Genomic DNA, 17,063 nt, shown 5'->3' with positions numbered 1-17,063 from the left:
CACTAGGCTGGGAGCCATGCGTAGAGCAAAGATCGTCTGCACCCTCGGACCCGCCACCGACAGCCCCGAGAAGATCCAGGAGCTCGTCGACGCGGGCATGGACGTCGCCCGTATCAACCGCAGCCACGGGATCGCCGAGGAGCACGAGCAGGTGATCCACCGCGTCCGTGCCGCCGCCGACGCCGCGGGACGCCCGGTCGCCGTCCTTGTCGACCTGCAGGGCCCGAAGATCCGCCTCGGCAACTTCGTCGACCGAGAGGTCCAGCTCGCCGACGGCGCCACGTTCACCATCACCACGGAGGACGTCGAGGGCACCGCCGAACTCGCGTCGACCACGTACAAGGGCCTCCCGGGCGACTGCCGCCCCGGCGACCGCATCCTCATCGACGACGGCAAGGTCGCGGTCCGCGTCGTCGAGGTCGACGGCCCGCGCGTCGTCACCCGGGTCGAGGTCGGCGGTCCGGTGTCCAACCACAAGGGCCTCAACCTGCCCGGCGTCGCCGTGTCGGTCCCCGCCATGTCGGACAAGGACACCGAGGACCTGCGCTGGGCGCTCGGCCTCCCGGTCGACTTCATCGCACTGTCCTTCGTGCGCAACGCCGAGGACGTCCGCATGGTGCACGACATCATGGACGAGGAGGGCCGCCGGCTCCCCGTCGTCGCGAAGATCGAGAAGCCGCAGGCGGTCGACGCCCTCGAGGAGATCGTCGACGCGTTCGACGGCATCATGGTCGCCCGCGGCGACCTCGGCGTCGAGCTCCCGCTCGAGGACGTCCCGCTCGTGCAGAAGCGGGCCGTCGAGATCGCCCGCCGCCGCGCCAAGCCGGTCATCGTCGCCACCCAGGTCCTCGAGTCGATGATCGAGAACCCGCGGCCGACCCGCGCGGAGGCCTCCGACTGCGCGAACGCGGTGCTCGACGGCGCCGACGCGGTCATGCTCTCGGGCGAGACCTCGGTGGGCAAGTATGCGATCGAGGCCGTCCGCACGATGGCCCGGGTCATCGAGCACACCGAGGAGCACGGCGGCGAGCGCATCGCCCCGCTCGGCTCGACCCCCGCCACCCGCTCCGGCGTGCTCACCCGTGCCGCCGCGGAGATCGCCGCCACCCTCGACGTCAGCTACCTCGCGACCTTCACGCAGTCCGGTGACACCGCCCGCCGGATGTCCCGCCTGCGCTCGCCCATCCCGCTGCTGGCCTTCACGCCGTCCGCGGAGACCCGCAACCGGCTCGCGCTGTCCTGGGGCGTGCAGCCCTACCAGGTCGAGGGCGTCAAGCACACGGACGAGATGGTCGACCAGGTCGACACCTTCCTGCGGGACAATGGGCTCGCGAGCAACGGCGACCCCGTCGTCGTCGTCGCGGGCATGCCGCCGCAGAAGGTCGGCAGCACGAACTCGATCCGCGTCCACCGGATCGGGGAGCGGTACCGCGCCACCGACGCGTGACGTCCGGAACCGGCTCGGCCCGCCCACGACGGGCCGGGCCCGGGTCGGGGCATGATGTGCGACGCCCCCGCGCCCCTGGGCGCGGGGGCGCGCGCTCCCGTGGTGGAATCGGCAGACACACCGCACTCAAAATGCGGCGCTGAGAGGCGTGCGGGTTCGAGTCCCGCCGGGAGCACCGACGTACCAGGTCAGGGCAGGTTCTTGACCGTCCCGTGACCCCGCGCGTCCCGGGCGCACCTCTGTGCACGCCCGACGCGCGGCATGACTCACATGCGCGCGGATCGCGCCGTGATCCCGCCGTGTCCTAGGCTGTTGTCGTGACCACGACCGACAGCTCCGCGGGCGACGACGCCCGGACGGACAACCAGACCACCGAGCCGGACGACCTGGCGGACATCCTCACGTCCGCCCCCGAGGCGGTGGACGAGCCCGAGCGCGAGGGCCGCCGCGTCGTCGTCGCGGAGGACGAGACCCTCATCAGGCTCGACATCGTGGAGACGCTGCGCGACGCCGGCTTCGAGGTCGTCGGGGAGGCGGCCGACGGCGAGCAGGCCGTCCGACTCGCCGCCGAGCTCGAGCCCGACGCCGTCGTCATGGACGTCAAGATGCCGGTGATGGACGGCATCACCGCCGCCGAAAAGATCATGGCGGACCGCACGTGCGCGGTCGTCATGCTCACCGCCTTCTCCCAGAAGGAGCTGGTCGAGCGCGCCCGCGAGGCCGGGGCGATGGCCTACGTCGTTAAGCCGTTCACGCCGGCCGACCTCGTCCCCGCCGTCGAGATCGCCGTGAGCCGGCACGAGGAGATCATCGCGCTCGAGTCCGAGGTCGCGTCCCTGGTCGACCAGTTCGAGACCCGCAAGCGCGTGGACCGTGCCAAGGGCCTCCTGCAGACGAAGATGGGCCTCTCGGAGCCCGAGGCCTTCCGCTGGATCCAGAAGACGTCGATGGACCGACGCCTGACCATGCGCGAGGTGGCCGACGCCGTCATCGAGCAGGTCGGTGGACGCGGCTGACGCCGAGACCACACACACCCGTCCGACGACGCCCGGCCCGCGCGGCCGGGCGTTCGTCGTTCGCGGGACCGGCCACGCTCAGGCGCGGGCAGCCACGAACTGGCAGGTGAGCCGGGCCGAGCACAGGAGGCGTCCGGCCTCGTCGCGCACCTCGATCGCGTAGCTCGACGCCCGGCGGCCCTCGTGCAGCGCGCGGGCGGTCGCGGTCACGCTGCCCTCGCGCGCCGACCGGTGGTGCGTCGCGTTGAGGTCGACCCCGACGGGCAGGTGGCCCTCGGGCGCAGCGATCATGGCCGCCACGCTGCCCACCGTCTCGGCCAGCGCCGCGCTCGCGCCCCCGTGGAGCAGCCCCATCGGCTGGGTGTTGCCCTCGACCGGCATGGTCGCCTCGACGAGCCCGCGCTCGGCGCGGGTCACCTCGATGCCCATCCGGGCGGCGAGACCGACCCGGGTGCGGTCGGCCACCTGGGCGAGGTCGACCGCGGTGGGCGCGTCGTCGTCGGACCCTGGTCCTGAGGGCTGCCGGTCGGTGCGGCTGTGCTCCGTCACCCCTGGATGGTCCCACGGGCCGGGTCGGCCCCCGGCCGCCCGTCCACCTCGTCGTCGACCCGGACGAAGCGGGCGGCGACCGCCGCGACGCCGACGAGCAACGCCGGGTAGAGGCATGTGTAGACGCGGAACGCGAGCCCGGGGGAGTCCCCGGGGGAGTCCCCGCCGGAATAGCCGAACAGGGGGTCGAGCGAGGCGAGGGCGAGGCCGCCCAGCGCGCCGGTGAGCCGGGCGAAGACGCCGAACGTCCCGAGGAAGACGCCCTCGCGGTGGAGGCCGGTGCGGCGGGCGTCCCGGTCGAGCACGCGGGCGGTGACGAGGTCGGTCGTGGCGAGCACGCCGCCGTAGCCGACCCCGACGACGGCGGCCGCGGCCACCGCGCCCGGCACCGTGCCGACGAACCACAGCGGGAGGAAGGAGAGCGCGAGGAGGGTGAGGGCCCAGCGCCATGCCCGCGGCGCGCCGGTCCGGCGGACGAGCGACGCCCAGGCGGGCAGGACGGCGGCGGCGACGAGGATCGCGGCGGCGAGCACCGGCGTGGTCGAGGCGACCGGCTGCTCGAGCGTGTAGCGCATCCACAGCTGGATGCCGGAGAGCAGGAGCCCGAGCGCCGCCCCGTAGGCGGCGGTGGTCAGGCCGACGAGCCAGAGCTCGGGGGTGCGCAGGACGCCGCCGATCGCCGAGACGAACGGGGTGGGTGGCTCGGCCTGGACGGCGTCGTCCTCGCGGACCGTCAGCACCATCGCCCCCATGACGAGCAGGGCGACGACGCCGAGCAGGATCGCGGTCCTCGTGAAGCCCTCGGGGCCGTGCTCGCTGCCGAGCCACCGCGTGGTCAGGGTGGGTGTGAGCGCCACGGAGATCACCATGGCGGCGAGCTGGAAGGCCTGGCGCATCGCGTTGACGACGGAGCGTTCGGACTCGGTGCGGAACAGCTCGGGCAGGAGGGCGGTGTAGTTCGCGTTGTAGAGGGAGTCCGCGGCCTCGGTGAGGATGACGAACACGGCGAACCAGGCGACCAGCGCCGCGCCGTCGAGGGTGGCCGGGGCCGAGAACAGGGCGACGAACACCGCGACGAGCGTCGGCACCGCGACGAGGAGCCAGGGCCGTCGGCGCCCGAGGCGCGTGCGCGTGCCGTCCGAGAGGTGGCCGAAGACGGGGTTGTCGATCGCGTCGACGATCGCGTAGACGACCATGACGATCGCGTACGCGCCCGCGTCCATGCCGAGGGTGTCGACGTAGTACAGGAGGATCGAGCCGCGCACGAGGTTGATCGGGAGCGAGGACCCGAACATGCCGGCCGCGTACGCGAGCCGGCGGGAACCGGGGACGCGGGGCTCGGGCACCCGCCCAGCCTGCCAGGAGGCGCGAGGTGCGGCGGCCAGGTCCACGCCGCGCAGGTCGACGTCGGCGGGGGGACCTAGGCTGGGCCGGGTGAGCGACACCACCGACCAGGCCGGCACGACCCACGAGTCGACGCAGGGGCGCCTCCTGCTCATCGACGGGCACTCGATGGCGTTCCGCGCGTTCTTCGCGCTGCCCGCTGACAAGTTCGTCAACTCCGCCGGGCAGAGCACGAACGCGATCTACGGCTTCGTCGCGATGATGATCAACCTGCTGACGGACGAGCGGCCCACGCACGTCGCCGTTGCCTTCGACACGCACGCGCCGACCTTCCGGGACGAGGAGTACGCCGACTACAAGGGCGGCCGCGACGCCACCCCGGAGGCGTTCAAGGACCAGGTGCCGCTCATCGCCGAGGTCCTGCGCGCCGCGGGCATCGCCACCCTGGAGAAGGACGGGCTCGAGGCGGACGACATTCTCGCCACGCTCGCCCACGAGGGGTCGGCGGCCGGCATGACCGTGTCCGTCGTCTCCGGCGACCGCGACGCGTTCCAGCTGGTCGACGACCGCGTCACCGTGCTCTACCCGATCAAGGGCGTGAAGACGGTGGCCCGCATGACGCCCGCCGCCGTGGAGGAGAAGTACGGCGTCCCGCCGCACCGCTACCCCGAGATCGCCGCCCTGACCGGGGAGACGGCCGACAACCTCCCGGGCGTGCCCGGCGTGGGTCCCAAGACCGCCGCCAAGTGGATCAACCAGTTCGACGGGCTCGACAACATCGTCGCCCGGGTCGACGAGGTGCCGGGCAAGGCGGGCGCCTCGCTCCGCGAGCACCTCGCCGACGTCCTGCGGAACCGGAAGCTCAACCACCTCCTCACCGACGCCGACGTCGGCGCCGCGCTCGCCGACCTGCCGCCCGAGGACCCGGACCGTGGCGAGCTCACCCGCCTGTTCGACGTGCTCGAGTTCACCGAGCTACGCACCCGGCTGTTCGCCGTCCTGCCGGACGACGGCACGGCGCCCGAGCCCGACGGTCCCGTCCTCGTCGTCGACAGTCCCGAGGAGGGCGGCCTCGGCGCCTGGCTCGCGGACCGGGCGGGCGCCAGGCTCGGCCTGTACGTCGAGGGATCGGGCCGGCCCGGCCGCGGCGAGGCGGTGTCCCTCGCGATCGCCGACGCCGACGCGCACGCCGTGACCGTCGACCTCACCGAGGTCGCGGGCGACGACGAGGCCGCGCTGCGCGCCTGGCTCGCCGACGCCGACGCGCCCAAGTCCGTGCACGACGCCAAGGCGGCCTGGCACGCGCTGCGGGGCGGCGGCCTCGAGCTCGCCGGCGTGACCTACGACCCGGCGCTGGCCGGCTACATCGCCCGGCCGGACGCCCGGCACCTCGAGCTCGCCGACCTGGCGACGGAGCGCCTCGGCCTCGACCTCGACCCGGCGTCGGGCGCCGCCCAGGGGGAGCTCGACCTCTCCCTCGAGGAGGGGGCGGCCGAGGAGGCCCTCGCCCGGCGCGCCCATGCCAGCCTCGCCCTCGTGCCGTCACTGACGGGCGAGCTCGAGGAGGCCGGCGGCACCGGGCTGCTCACGGACCTCGAGCTGCCGGTGCAGCGCGTGCTTCAGGGCATGGAGGACCGGGGCATCGCGGTGGACACCGACTACCTCGACGGGCTCTCGGGGGAGTTCGGCGCCCAGGTCGAGGACGCCGCCGCGGCCGCCTACGAGGCGATCGACCGGGAGGTCAACCTCGGGAGTCCCAAGCAGCTCCAGGAGGTCCTGTTCGATCAGCTCGACATGCCGCGGACGAAGAAGACGAAGACCGGGTACACGACGAACGCGGACGCCCTCGAGTGGCTCCTCGCGCAGACGCAGCACCCGTTCCTCGTGGCCCTCCTGCGGCACCGCGAGCAGATCAAGCTGCGCCAGACCGTGGACGGGCTGCGCGCGGAGGTGCAGGACGACCGCCGGATCCGCACCACTTTCCAGCAGACCGTCGCCGCCACGGGCCGGCTCAGCTCGAAGGACCCCAACCTGCAGAACGTGCCCGTGCGCAGCGAGGACGGGATGCGCATCCGGCAGGCGTTCGTCGTCAGCGACGCGGGGGAGTCGCTCATGACCGCCGACTACTCGCAGATCGAGATGCGGATCATGGCGCACCTGTCCGGGGACGAGGCGCTCATCGAGGCGTTCCGCTCGGGCGAGGACCTGCACGCGTTCGTCGCCTCGCGCGTGTTCGGCGTCGAGGTCGACGCGGTGACGGCCGAGCAGCGCCGGCGCATCAAGGCGATGAGCTACGGGCTGGCCTACGGCCTCAGCGCCTTCGGGCTCTCCCAGCAGCTCGGCGTCGAGGTCGAGGAGGCGCGCTCCCTGATGGAGGGGTACTTCGAGCGGTTCGGCGGGGTCCGTGACTACCTGCGCGGGGTGCAGGACGAGGCGCGGACGCGTGGGTACACCGCGACGATCCTCGGCCGGCGTCGCTACCTGCCCGACCTCACGTCGGACAACCGGCAGCGCCGCGAGCTCGCCGAGCGCATCGCCCTCAACGCGCCCATCCAGGGCTCGGCGGCCGACATCATCAAGGTGGCGATGATCCGGCTCGACGCGGAGATCGCCCAGCGGGGCCTCGCCTCCGACGTGCTGCTCCAGGTCCACGACGAGCTCGTGCTCGAGGTGGCCCCCGGTGAGCGCGAGGAGGTCGAGCAGGTCGTCCGCGACACCATGGGTCAGGCGGCGGAGCTGTCGGTCCCGCTCGACGTCTCGGTCGGCGTGGGCCGAAGCTGGCGCGACGCCGCCCACTGACCCGGCTACGCGGGCCGCTCCGCCACGAGGACGAGGGTGCCGGGCACCAGCGCGCCGCGCTCGGGGCCCCAGCCGCCCCACACGACGTCCCGGCCCGCGGGCCACCGGGGCTCGACGATGTCGACCACCCGCAGACCCGCCGCGACGACGTCGCGCACGTGGTCGCCGACCGTGCGGTGGAACTCCGCGTAGGTCACCGCCCCCGACTCCGTCTCGACGTACGGCCGCCGGTCCCAGTAGGAGCGGCTGACGGTCGTGCCCGCGAGCGTCGGGTCGTCGGGGAACATCCATCGCGCGGGGTGGGTGACCGAGGCGACCCACCGGCCGCCCGGGCGCAGCACGCGGGCCGCCTCGGCGTGCACGCGGTGGGCGTCGGGGACGAACGGGATCGCGCCGAAGGCGGTGAACACGGCGTCCGCGCAGGCGTCGGGCAGAGGGAGGGCGCGGGCGTCCGCCAGGAGGGTCGGCGTGCGGATCCCGGTGGCCCGGTCGAGGTCGCGGGCCGCCGCCAGCATCCCCTCCGCGACGTCGGTGGCGAGGGCCCGCACCCCCTGCGCGGTGAGCCAGCGCGAGCACTGCGCCGCCCCGGCACCGACCTCGACCACGAGCCGTCCACGCAGCCCCTCGATGTCCCCGAGCAGGTGGGCGTCGGCCTCCCGCAGGCCCTCCGGGCACCACACGAGGTCCGCCGCGCCGAGGGTCGAGCCGTGCTCGGCGAGGTACTCGGACGCGTCCGCGGACCAGGCCGCCGCGTTCGCCCGCGCCGCAGCCTCGCCGTCGACGTCGCGAAACCCCGACCAGGGCCCCTCGGATCCGCTCACCGGCCGATGCTCCCACGCTCCCTCGACGGCGGGGGAGCGCTCCACGTCCCGACGACGCATCACCCGTGCGGCGAGGCGCTACCGTCCTGGCAGGGCACCCGCCCGCGGAACCAGGGAGCGACATGAGCACCGGATACGGATGGAACGAGCAGGACCCGTACGCGCACGGGGACCCCCAGGCGCGCGGGGTGTATCCCGAGCACGGCCGCAGCGGGCAGTTCTCCGGCGCCGACCCCTCCTCCGCGGGTTCCCCGGGTGCGGCCCAGCAGCCGTCCGGCGGGCAGAGCTACGGCAACCCGGGCTACACCGGCCAGAACTACGGCGGCCAGAACTACGGCGGCCAGAACTACGCCGGGCAGGCCTACGGCGGGCAGCAGCCCTACGGCGGCCAGAACCTCGGCGGCCCCGACCTCGGGCCGCGCAACGACTACGGCCGCGCGCCGGCCGACACCGACGCCGGTCGCGGTGGGGCGCACAAGGCATCGGTCGCGGCGATCGCCATCTACGTCGGGCTCTTCGTCGGGCTGCCCGTGCTGATCGCGCTCATCGGCGTCGCGGTCGCGCTCTAGGACCGGCGTGGGTGACGCGCGGTTCCGGCCGCCGCCCGGGGGCCGCGACCGGAGGCGTGAGCCCTCGGACCACTACCTGCGCGGCTACGGGATCGAACGCGAGGAGCCCGGGCACGGAGGAGATCGGACGCCCGTGCCCGGTCGGCTCGACAGCTTCGAGCAGCTCACGCGCCGACACCGGCCGGAGGTCGGGCCGACGAGTCCCGCCGGCGCGGGCCATGATCCGTCCGCCCGGCCCGCGGATCCGGCGACCACCTCCGGGCCGCAGCGCGCGACCCGGCCGTCGGGATTCCGCGCCGACGCCCCGCACGCCTCGCGCTACCCCGCGATGCGCGGGGTACGGATCGGCACCCGCACCTACGGGCCGGTCACGCTCGCGCTCGTCGTCGTCCTTCTGCTCGTCGGCCTCGCGCTCTCGTTCTCCACCCTCGTCGGCACGTCGCCCGACCCCGACCCGCCGCCCGGCGGCGGCCCCGCGGACGAGCCCTCCCCGGCGGCGACGGACTTCCCGGTCCTGTGGCAGGCGGAGGTCGCGGCGCTGTCCGATCTCGCGGACGCGCAGCTGCGGGGCAACGTCGACGGATCCTTCGACGACGAGGGGGTGCTCGACTCCGACGGCGCGTGGGCGGTCGTCGCCCAGGACCCGGAGACCCTCGAGGCGGAGCTCGTCGGCGTGGACCCGGGCACGGGGGAGCCCACCTGGACCCGCGCGCTCAGCCACGTGCTGTGCGCGCGCAACCCCGCACCCGGCGGAGACCTCGCGTGCCTCGAGGCGACGGGCACCGACGACGACGGGCTCGGCACCGCGTGGACCGCGCACCTCATCGACCCGACCACGGGGGAGTCGACCGGCACCGCCGAGATCGAGGGCTACCTGTCCTCCCTCTACGTCCTCGGCGACACGCTCGTCGTCCTCGACCAGCCGGCCGGCGGCACCGACGTCGTCCTCCACGGGTACGACGCCGACTCGCTCGAGCCGACGTGGTCGCTCGAGCTCGGCCCCGAGGTCTCCGACGCCATGCTCGCCGGGGACCAGCGGATCGTCGTCGGCGGCACCGGGGAGCGCGGTGACGCGCTGATCGACCGGCCCCGCTGGCGCCCCGTCGCCGAGACCGTGCTCGCGCTCGGGGCGGGGCAGCGCACGGCGATCGTCGACGTCGGTGCCGGTGAGCTCGTCACCGCCCCGCCGTGCACCCGCTTCTCGACCGACGGGTCGACGATGTGGTGCAACGAACCGGGCGCCGGGATCGTCGCCATGGAGGTCGACGGCACCGAGCTGTGGCGCGACCCGCACAACCGGCTCGCGGCGACCACCGCTCTCGACCCGGACACCCGTGTCGTCCCGCTGGTCCTCGACGGCGACCGGCGGCTCCTTCGCTACGACCTCGGGGCGGGCCGCGCCGACTCCGTCCTCCTCGACCCCGGGGTGACCGACACGTTCGCCGGCACGCTCGAGCCGGGCGGTGAGGTCGCCGGCGAGCACGTCCTCGTGCGTGGGGAGCCGGACACGCACCTGCTGAGCGCGGACCGCTCCGACGTCGTCGGCGTCGTCGGGGAGGAGCTGTTCCCCGAGGGCGTGCTCGAGCGCGGGGACACGCTCGTGGTCGACGACGGCGACCTCGTGGCCGTCGACCCCGGGACGGCGGCGGTCGTCGACACGTGGGGTGCGCCGTCCGCCGGCTACCTCGAACCGGTCGGGGACGCCGTCGTGCTGCACGGGAGCGAGGAGCTCGTCCGGCTCGACTGGTGAGCCGGCGGCCGCACGGTGCGTCGTCCGTCGAGGAGGTACCGTCGAGCCGACCCACCGCTCGTGAGGCCCGTCACGAGGTGACGCCGCCGCGCCGTCGTGCTTGTCCCGGTTTGCGAGCGCGGGTACCATTCAACGTCGGCGCCGTCTGTCCGCGCGCACGCGCGGCCCACGAGAACCGCCGTAGTCCCTGTCCGCTCGATCATCCCTGTCCGCATCGGAGTTTCCCTCTACATGACCACCACCACCCCCGCCCCGACCACCCCGCAGGTCGCGATCAACGACATCGGCTCCGAGGACGAGCTCCTCGCCGAGATCGACAAGACCATCAAGTACTTCAACGACGGGGACATCGTCGAGGGCACCATCGTCAAGGTGGACCGCGACGAGGTCCTGCTCGACATCGGTTACAAGACCGAGGGCGTCATCCTCTCCCGCGAGCTGTCCATCAAGCACGACGTGGACCCCGACGAGGTCGTGGCCGTGGGCGACCAGATCGAGGCGCTCGTCCTCCAGAAGGAGGACAAGGAGGGTCGCCTCCTGCTGTCGAAGAAGCGGGCCCAGTACGAGCGCGCGTGGTCGTCGATCGAGAAGATCAAGGACGAGGACGGCGTCGTCACGGGCAAGGTCATCGAGGTGGTCAAGGGCGGCCTGATCGTCGACATCGGCCTGCGCGGCTTCCTCCCGGCGTCGCTCGTCGAGATGCGTCGCGTCCGCGACCTCCAGCCCTACGTGGACAAGGAGATCGAGGCCAAGATCATCGAGCTGGACAAGAACCGCAACAACGTGGTCCTGTCCCGCCGTGCCTGGCTCGAGCAGACCCAGTCCGAGGTCCGCTCGCACTTCCTCAACACGCTGCAGAAGGGGCAGGTCCGCCCCGGCGTCGTGTCCTCGATCGTCAACTTCGGTGCGTTCGTCGACCTGGGCGGCGTGGACGGCCTCGTGCACGTCTCCGAGCTGTCCTGGAAGCACATCGACCACCCGTCCGAGGTCGTCGAGGTCGGCCAGGAGGTCACCGTCGAGGTGCTCGACGTGGACATGGACCGCGAGCGTGTCTCCCTGTCGCTCAAGGCGACCCAGGAGGACCCGTGGCAGACCTTCGCCCGCACGCACGCCATCGGCCAGGTCGTGCCCGGCAAGGTCACCAAGCTCGTCCCGTTCGGTGCGTTCGTCCGCGTCGAGGACGGCATCGAGGGCCTCGTCCACATCTCCGAGCTGGCCCAGCGCCACGTCGAGGTGCCGGAGCAGGTCGCGAAGGTCGGTGACGAGCTCTTCGTCAAGGTCATCGACATCGACCTCGAGCGTCGCCGCATCTCGCTCTCGCTCAAGCAGGCCAACGAGGGTGTCGAGCCGGACTCCGAGGACTTCGACCCCTCGCTGTACGGCATGGCGACCGACTACGACGAGCAGGGAAACTACAAGTACCCCGAGGGCTTCGACCCGGAGACCAACGAGTGGCTCGAGGGCTTCGAGGCGCAGCGCGAGGCCTGGGAGGCCGACTACGCGGCCGCCCACTCCCGCTGGGAGGCCCACAAGGCGCAGATCGCGGCGTCGCGCGAGGCCGAGGCGGCCGGCGACGACGTCGCGGACGAGGTCGTGGACGGTGGCGACGACCTCGCCGCGTCCTACTCCTCCGACGCGCCGGCCGACGAGGCCGCGGGCACGCTCGCGTCCGACGAGGCTCTCGCCGCCCTGCGGGAGAAGCTCACGGGCAACTGACCCGAGAACGCACCAGCGGTCCGACGGACCGTCACCGGACGCCCGGCTCCCTGACGAGGGGCCGGGCGTCCGGCGTTCCCGGGCCCGGCGCCTACCGGACAGGGGTACCCCTCATCCGCGGCGCCCGGCGCCGTGGCCAGGCACTACTCTCGCCGCAGCAGCCACCGAGAGGACCCCTCATGCACACCGACGCCCCCACCTCCGTCCCGTCCGCCACGCGATCGACTGCCGGCCGAGGACGACGCGCGCGCGCCGCCGTCGCCGTCGTCCTGCTCGCCGCCGGCCTCGCGGCGTGCGACGACCCGGTCGGCCCCACCGAGGACCCCACCGTGACCGACCCGACGGACGACCCCGAGGTCGACGCGGCCTACCCGGCCGACCTCGAGATCGAGGTCGAGTCCCTGTCCGGCTCGGTCCCGCCGCCGCACGACTCGCTGGAGACGGTGACCGTGGGCCCGGACGGGATCACGTACACGGCCGGCTCCCGCTACGAGGACGAGCCCCGGTTCACCGAGACCGTCGACGCGCAGGAGGGCGACCTCGAGGAAGTGATGGCGGCCTGGGAGGCGCTCGAGGTCCCCGCGGACACCGGCGACGGGTACGACGACAGCCACTCGTCCGGCGGTGTCGGCGGCTCGTACGTCATCGCCCACGTGTCCGGCACCGGCTACAACTCGGCCGTGACCGGGGACGACGACGCGATCTTCGAGCTCGTCGAGATCGCGCTCGACCAGGTGCCGGCCGAGGTCCGGTCCGAGGGCGAGTCCGCCATCGAGGAGTACAACGCGAGCGACGAGGGCTGACGGGAGACGTTCCCGCAGCACTAGCCTGTCCGGGTGACCGCCGCCCTCGCCCGTCCCTGCCGCGAGGCCGCCCGATGACCTCCGGCACCGTCGTCGTCACCGGTTTCGGCCCCTTCGGGACACACGCCGAGAACCCGAGCGCCGACGTCGTCCGCGCCCTCGGCGCCGACCCGGGAGTCGACGCCGGCGTCCGGCTCGTCACGGAGGTCCTGCCCACCTCCTTCGCCCGCGCCACCGCCCGCGTGCGCGAGCTCGTGGCCGAGCACGAGCCGGTCGTCCTGCTCGCGCTCGGGCTCGCCGAGGACCGCACCGTCCTCACCGTCGAGCGGGTCGGCGTCAACCTCGTCGACGCGCGGATCCCGGACGTCGACGACGACAGACCCGTGGACGTCCCCGTCCGCCCGGGCGGTCCGGACGCCCACCTGGCGACGATCGACGTGCGGTCGGCGATCGCCGCGGCCCGCGGAGCAGGGGTCGAGGCGACCACGTCCGCGAGCGCGGGCCTCTTCGTCTGCAACGCGGTCCTGTACACCGCGCTCGACGCCGCCCGGGAGGCGGGCGCCGACACGGTCGCCGGCTTCGTCCACCTCCCGCCGGCCGGCCACCTCCCGGTCGGCGACGCCACGCGGGCCGTGCGCGCGATCGTCTCCGCGCTGACCCCGGGCGCGCCGTGAGCCTCGGACGTCCGCGCGCGGCCGCGCGGGGGAACGATCGGCCCGGACCCGGCTGGACGCCCGGTCGGCGGGACACGCCGGGACGGGCCGGGGCGTGCTGAGCGTCGGTCTCACCGGGGGGATCGCCGCCGGGAAGTCGACCGTGGCCGCCGAGCTCGTCAGGCTCGGCGCCGTCGTCGTCGACGCCGACGTCCTCGCCCGCCAGGTGGTCGAGCCGGGCACGCCCGGCCTCGCGGCGATCGCCCGGGAGTGGGGGAGCGGGATGCTCCGCGCGGACGGGAGCCTCGACCGGGAGGCCCTCGGCGCCGTCGTGTTCGCCGACCCGGCCGCACTGCGCCGCCTCGGCGAGATCACCCACCCGCTCGTGCTCGCCGAGCACGAGCGGCTCGAGCGCGAGGCGGTCGACGCGGACCCCGGCGCGATCGTCGTGCACGACGTCCCGCTCATCGTCGAGAACGACGTGGCGCACCGGTACCACCTCGTCCTCGTGGTCCACGCGCCCGAGGGACTGCGGGTCCGGCGGATGGTCGAGCACCGGGGGATGACGGCCGAGCAGGCCCGTGCCCGCGTGGCCGCGCAGGCCACGGACGAGCAGCGGCGCGCCGTCGCCGACGTGTGGCTCGACAACACGGGGTCCGAGGACGAGCTCGTCGCGGATGTGCGCCGGGCCTGGCACGGGCGGCTGCGCCCCTACGAGGAGAACGTCCGCACGGGGACGGTCGCCGAGCGCTCCGGCGGCCCGGTGCTGCGCGAGCCCGGGGAGCTCGCGGACCTCGCGGGTGCTGCCGCTCCCGTCGAGCTCACCTCGACAGGATCTCCCACGGAGCGCGGTGATCACCGCGAGCACGGCGATCCCGCCGAGCTCGACACAGGCGGCGGCACGACCGTCGGCCGGCTCTGGGCGTCGACGGGTGCGCGACTCGTCGCGCGACTCGGCGCGGCCCTCGAGCAGGCCGGGGTGGCGGCGGACGTCTCGCACATCGGGTCGACGGCCGTGCCCGGCCTCGCGGCGAAGGACGTGCTCGACCTCCAGGTCGGCGTCGACGACCTGGGGGACGACCGTGTGCCGGACGTGCTCGCCCGCGCCGGGTTCCCCACCCGCCAGGCGGACGGTTGGGACCACCCCCACCCGCCGGCCGACGACCGACCGTGGCCCAAGCGGTTCCACCGGAACGCCGACCCCGGGCGGGCCGTCAACCTCCACGTGCGCGAGACCGGATCGCCCGGCTGGCGCTGGGCGCTGGCCTTCCGGGACGCCCTGCGCGACGATCCCGACGTCCGGTCGGACTACGCCACGATGAAGCGGGCGATGGCTCGGAGCCACGCGGACGACCCCCGCACGGGCGGGTACGCGGAGGCGAAGGAGCCATGGTTCGATCTCCACGGCTCCGCGATCGTCACCGAGCGGCTCGCCACCCACCCCGTGGAACCCGACCTCGACCTGCGGGACCCGGACGCCGCGTGACCGGCGTGTTCGCTGTGCGTCATAGCGTCGCGCCTGGTCACAGGACCGGACCGGATGGGGTGGGGTGCCCTCCCCGTCGAAAGTGCCGTCCGGGGCGCCTGCTTCGCCCTACCTTTCAACCAGTGGCAGACGGAAGGTTCGGCCCGCGAGGATTCGCGGGTGCGGACCGCCGCCACACGGATCACGGACGTTGAGCCGCCCGGGAGCCGGACGCCCCTACCATCCACGCAGGCGCACCCGCCTCGAGACAGAGAGAGAAGCACATGAGCATCTCCATGAACCGCCGCCGTGCGGCGGCCGCCGGAATCGTCCTCCTGGCCGCCTCCGGAATCGCCGCTTGCAGCGATTCCGGCCCGATCGCCCCCACGGGGGAGCCGCCGGCCCCGCCGTCGACGGAGGCCCCGACCACCGACACCCCGCCCACCACCGAGGCGCCCCCGACCACGGAGGAGCCCCCGACCACGGAGGAGCCCCCGACCACGGAGGAGCCCCCGACGACCGAGGAGCCGACCACGGAGGCGCCGCCCGCGAGCGGCGGCGGCGAAGGAGTCAACGTCTCGGGCGAGCTCACCGGACAGGTCCCCGCCGGCGGCTCCGCCACCCTCACCCTCGAGGTCACCGAGCGCGCGGCCGTCGCGATCGGCGCCACCTCGAACGACGGCGGCGACCTGCAGATGGGCATCACCGGCGGCGGCATCGACACGGGGATCGACGACACCTACGGGTACGCCGACATCTTCAGCTTCGACCAGGGCAGCCTCGACCCCGCGATCACGCAGGTCCTCGAGCCCGGCAGCTACACGATCGACATCTCCGAGTTCGGCGGCGACGCCGCGCAGTACCAGGTCGAGGTGCTCTCGGGCACCACGGTGATCCCGGCGGGCGGCACCGCCAACATCGAGGTCTCGGGCTCCGCCGCGACCCTCGCCATCGGCGAGCTGGCCACCGGTAACGAGTCCATCGCGACCAACGGTGACATGGACTCGGTCCTGTGGGCGTTCATCCCGTCCACGCACACCGCCTACGAGGACGACGACGGCGGCGACAGCCTCAACTCGCTCATCACCCTCCCGGGTGAGAGCGTCGAGCCGATCGTCATCGCCGTCAACAGCTACGGCAGCTCTGGTGGCACCACGTCGGTCGGCCTGAGCTGACCCTCCTGACCGCACGCGGCGGCCGGCACCTCGGTGCCGGCCGCCGCGGCGCGCCCGGCTCCTGCCGACGGCGCCGACCCACGACCCCCAACACACGGAGGTAGCACCATGCGAACGACCCGAGCACGACGCGCACTGACGACGACGGCGGCGGTCGCCGCCCTCGGCCTCGTCCTGTCCGCCTGCGGCGGCGAGGAGGAGTCCGAGGAGCCCACCGAGCCCTCGACCTCGGAGACCGACACGCAGGACGACGCGGAGTCCGGCTCCGACGACGCGGACCAGGCGCCGCAGAGCTCCGAGTCGGACTCCGCCGCGGCCGGCGACACCGAGACCGGTTCCGACGGCGCCGCGGGCGGCTCCGGGGAGACCGAGTCCGGGGGCACGCCCGAGATCGGGTCCGACGGTGACACGGGTGCCGACACCGGGGCCGAGGCGCCGCCGGTCGGCGAGCCCCTCACCGAGATCACGGCCGAGCACATGGTGATGACGGCGCACATGATCCCCGAGGGCGACGCGACCTACGCCGAGGTCGTCACCCTCCAGGGCGACTCGATCGCCTACCTCTACGGCGACACCGCGGAGCAGCAGGCAGAGGTCGAGGAGACCATCGAGCTCGACCCGGGCACGGGGGACGAGATCCGCGCGGAGCTCGTCGAGCTCGGCCTGCCCGCGGGCTCCGACATCGACGGACCGCCCGACGAGACCGACGTCGAGATGTACGTCTGGCAGGTCGGGGACATGACGACCGGGACGACCATCGCAGGGAGCGCCGGCGACGCCGAGCTCGACGAGAGCGTCTACGACGTCCTCATCGCCCACGTCCCCGAGGACATGCGCGAGGTCTGACCCGCACGGGACATCGCCCGCGTCGGGCCCGCACGGCCCGCGCCCACGGCGGCGGGAGCGTGTTCCCGCAGAGGGCGCCCTCGCTGTTGTGGACGGGACGACGAAAAAGA

The 17,063-nt window shown here is 73.7% G+C and carries 14 protein-coding genes and 1 tRNA gene; 12 read left to right on the top strand and 3 right to left on the bottom strand.

Features of this window, described 5'->3' with window-relative positions; translation table 11 throughout:
- The first annotated feature begins 16 nt into the window (after window positions 1-16).
- The 3 genes from pyk to ACPYO6_RS07310 all read left to right on the top strand — a co-directional run bounded on the left by pyk (window position 17) and on the right by ACPYO6_RS07310 (window position 2,463).
- Window positions 17-1,447, top strand: coding sequence for a pyruvate kinase (gene pyk, locus ACPYO6_RS07320; protein ID WP_425714197.1), 1,431 nt, complete (start codon window positions 17-19; stop codon window positions 1,445-1,447).
- A gap of 93 nt (window positions 1,448-1,540) precedes the next feature.
- A tRNA-Leu gene (locus ACPYO6_RS07315) sits at window positions 1,541-1,622 on the top strand.
- Window positions 1,623-1,764: 142 nt separating this feature from the next.
- Entirely contained in the window at window positions 1,765-2,463 is a 699-nt protein-coding gene (locus ACPYO6_RS07310; protein ID WP_425714196.1) for an ANTAR domain-containing response regulator, read from the top strand.
- 78 nt (window positions 2,464-2,541) lie between these two features.
- Here the strand turns inward: ACPYO6_RS07310 and ACPYO6_RS07305 are convergent, their stop codons facing one another.
- Together ACPYO6_RS07305 and ACPYO6_RS07300 are read right to left on the bottom strand one after the other, a co-directional pair.
- Window positions 2,542-3,012: a hotdog fold thioesterase gene (locus ACPYO6_RS07305; RefSeq protein WP_425714195.1), complete on the bottom strand. Its 471-nt coding sequence runs from the start codon at window positions 3,010-3,012 to the stop codon at window positions 2,542-2,544.
- Window positions 3,009-4,358 (bottom strand): MFS transporter, encoded by a 1,350-nt coding sequence (locus ACPYO6_RS07300; RefSeq protein ID WP_425714194.1) that lies wholly within the window; start codon window positions 4,356-4,358, stop codon window positions 3,009-3,011. The genes ACPYO6_RS07305 and ACPYO6_RS07300 overlap by 4 nt, the downstream gene beginning before the upstream one ends.
- A gap of 88 nt (window positions 4,359-4,446) precedes the next feature.
- Here ACPYO6_RS07300 and polA point away from each other — a divergent pair, with 88 nt between their 5' ends.
- The gene (polA, locus tag ACPYO6_RS07295) at window positions 4,447-7,155 is read left to right on the top strand and encodes a DNA polymerase I (protein WP_425714193.1); all 2,709 of its coding nucleotides are present in this window, start codon (window positions 4,447-4,449) and stop codon (window positions 7,153-7,155) included.
- A 5-nt stretch (window positions 7,156-7,160) separates the two neighbouring features.
- Here polA and ACPYO6_RS07290 read toward each other — a convergent pair whose 3' ends face one another.
- Window positions 7,161-7,976, bottom strand: coding sequence for a class I SAM-dependent methyltransferase (locus ACPYO6_RS07290; RefSeq protein WP_425714192.1), 816 nt, complete (start codon window positions 7,974-7,976; stop codon window positions 7,161-7,163).
- A 122-nt stretch (window positions 7,977-8,098) separates the two neighbouring features.
- Here ACPYO6_RS07290 and ACPYO6_RS07285 point away from each other — a divergent pair, with 122 nt between their 5' ends.
- From ACPYO6_RS07285 to ACPYO6_RS07250, 8 genes are all read left to right on the top strand, one after another.
- Complete coding sequence (locus ACPYO6_RS07285; protein WP_425714191.1) at window positions 8,099-8,545, top strand: hypothetical protein; 447 nt, start codon at window positions 8,099-8,101, stop codon at window positions 8,543-8,545.
- Between the two features lie 7 nt (window positions 8,546-8,552).
- Window positions 8,553-10,295, top strand: coding sequence for a hypothetical protein (locus tag ACPYO6_RS07280; protein ID WP_425714190.1), 1,743 nt, complete (start codon window positions 8,553-8,555; stop codon window positions 10,293-10,295).
- Window positions 10,296-10,526: 231 nt separating this feature from the next.
- Complete coding sequence (rpsA, locus tag ACPYO6_RS07275; RefSeq protein ID WP_425714189.1) at window positions 10,527-12,011, top strand: 30S ribosomal protein S1; 1,485 nt, start codon at window positions 10,527-10,529, stop codon at window positions 12,009-12,011.
- A 179-nt stretch (window positions 12,012-12,190) separates the two neighbouring features.
- Complete coding sequence (locus tag ACPYO6_RS07270) at window positions 12,191-12,814, top strand: hypothetical protein (RefSeq protein ID WP_425714188.1); 624 nt, start codon at window positions 12,191-12,193, stop codon at window positions 12,812-12,814.
- Window positions 12,815-12,888: 74 nt separating this feature from the next.
- Window positions 12,889-13,488: a pyroglutamyl-peptidase I gene (locus tag ACPYO6_RS07265; RefSeq protein WP_425714187.1), complete on the top strand. Its 600-nt coding sequence runs from the start codon at window positions 12,889-12,891 to the stop codon at window positions 13,486-13,488.
- 94 nt (window positions 13,489-13,582) lie between these two features.
- Complete coding sequence (coaE, locus tag ACPYO6_RS07260; protein WP_425714186.1) at window positions 13,583-14,953, top strand: dephospho-CoA kinase; 1,371 nt, start codon at window positions 13,583-13,585, stop codon at window positions 14,951-14,953.
- Window positions 14,954-15,216: 263 nt separating this feature from the next.
- Window positions 15,217-16,107: a hypothetical protein gene (locus ACPYO6_RS07255; protein ID WP_425714185.1), complete on the top strand. Its 891-nt coding sequence runs from the start codon at window positions 15,217-15,219 to the stop codon at window positions 16,105-16,107.
- 108 nt (window positions 16,108-16,215) lie between these two features.
- Complete coding sequence (locus ACPYO6_RS07250; protein ID WP_425714184.1) at window positions 16,216-16,953, top strand: hypothetical protein; 738 nt, start codon at window positions 16,216-16,218, stop codon at window positions 16,951-16,953.
- Window positions 16,954-17,063 lie beyond the last annotated feature (110 nt).

Source organism: Georgenia sp. Z1344 (genome assembly GCF_049856295.1).
Classification (GTDB): Bacteria; Actinomycetota; Actinomycetes; order Actinomycetales; family Actinomycetaceae; genus JB111.
The sequence above is the reverse complement of the archived record's forward strand: the minus strand, read 5'-3'. Positions and strand labels throughout refer to the sequence as shown.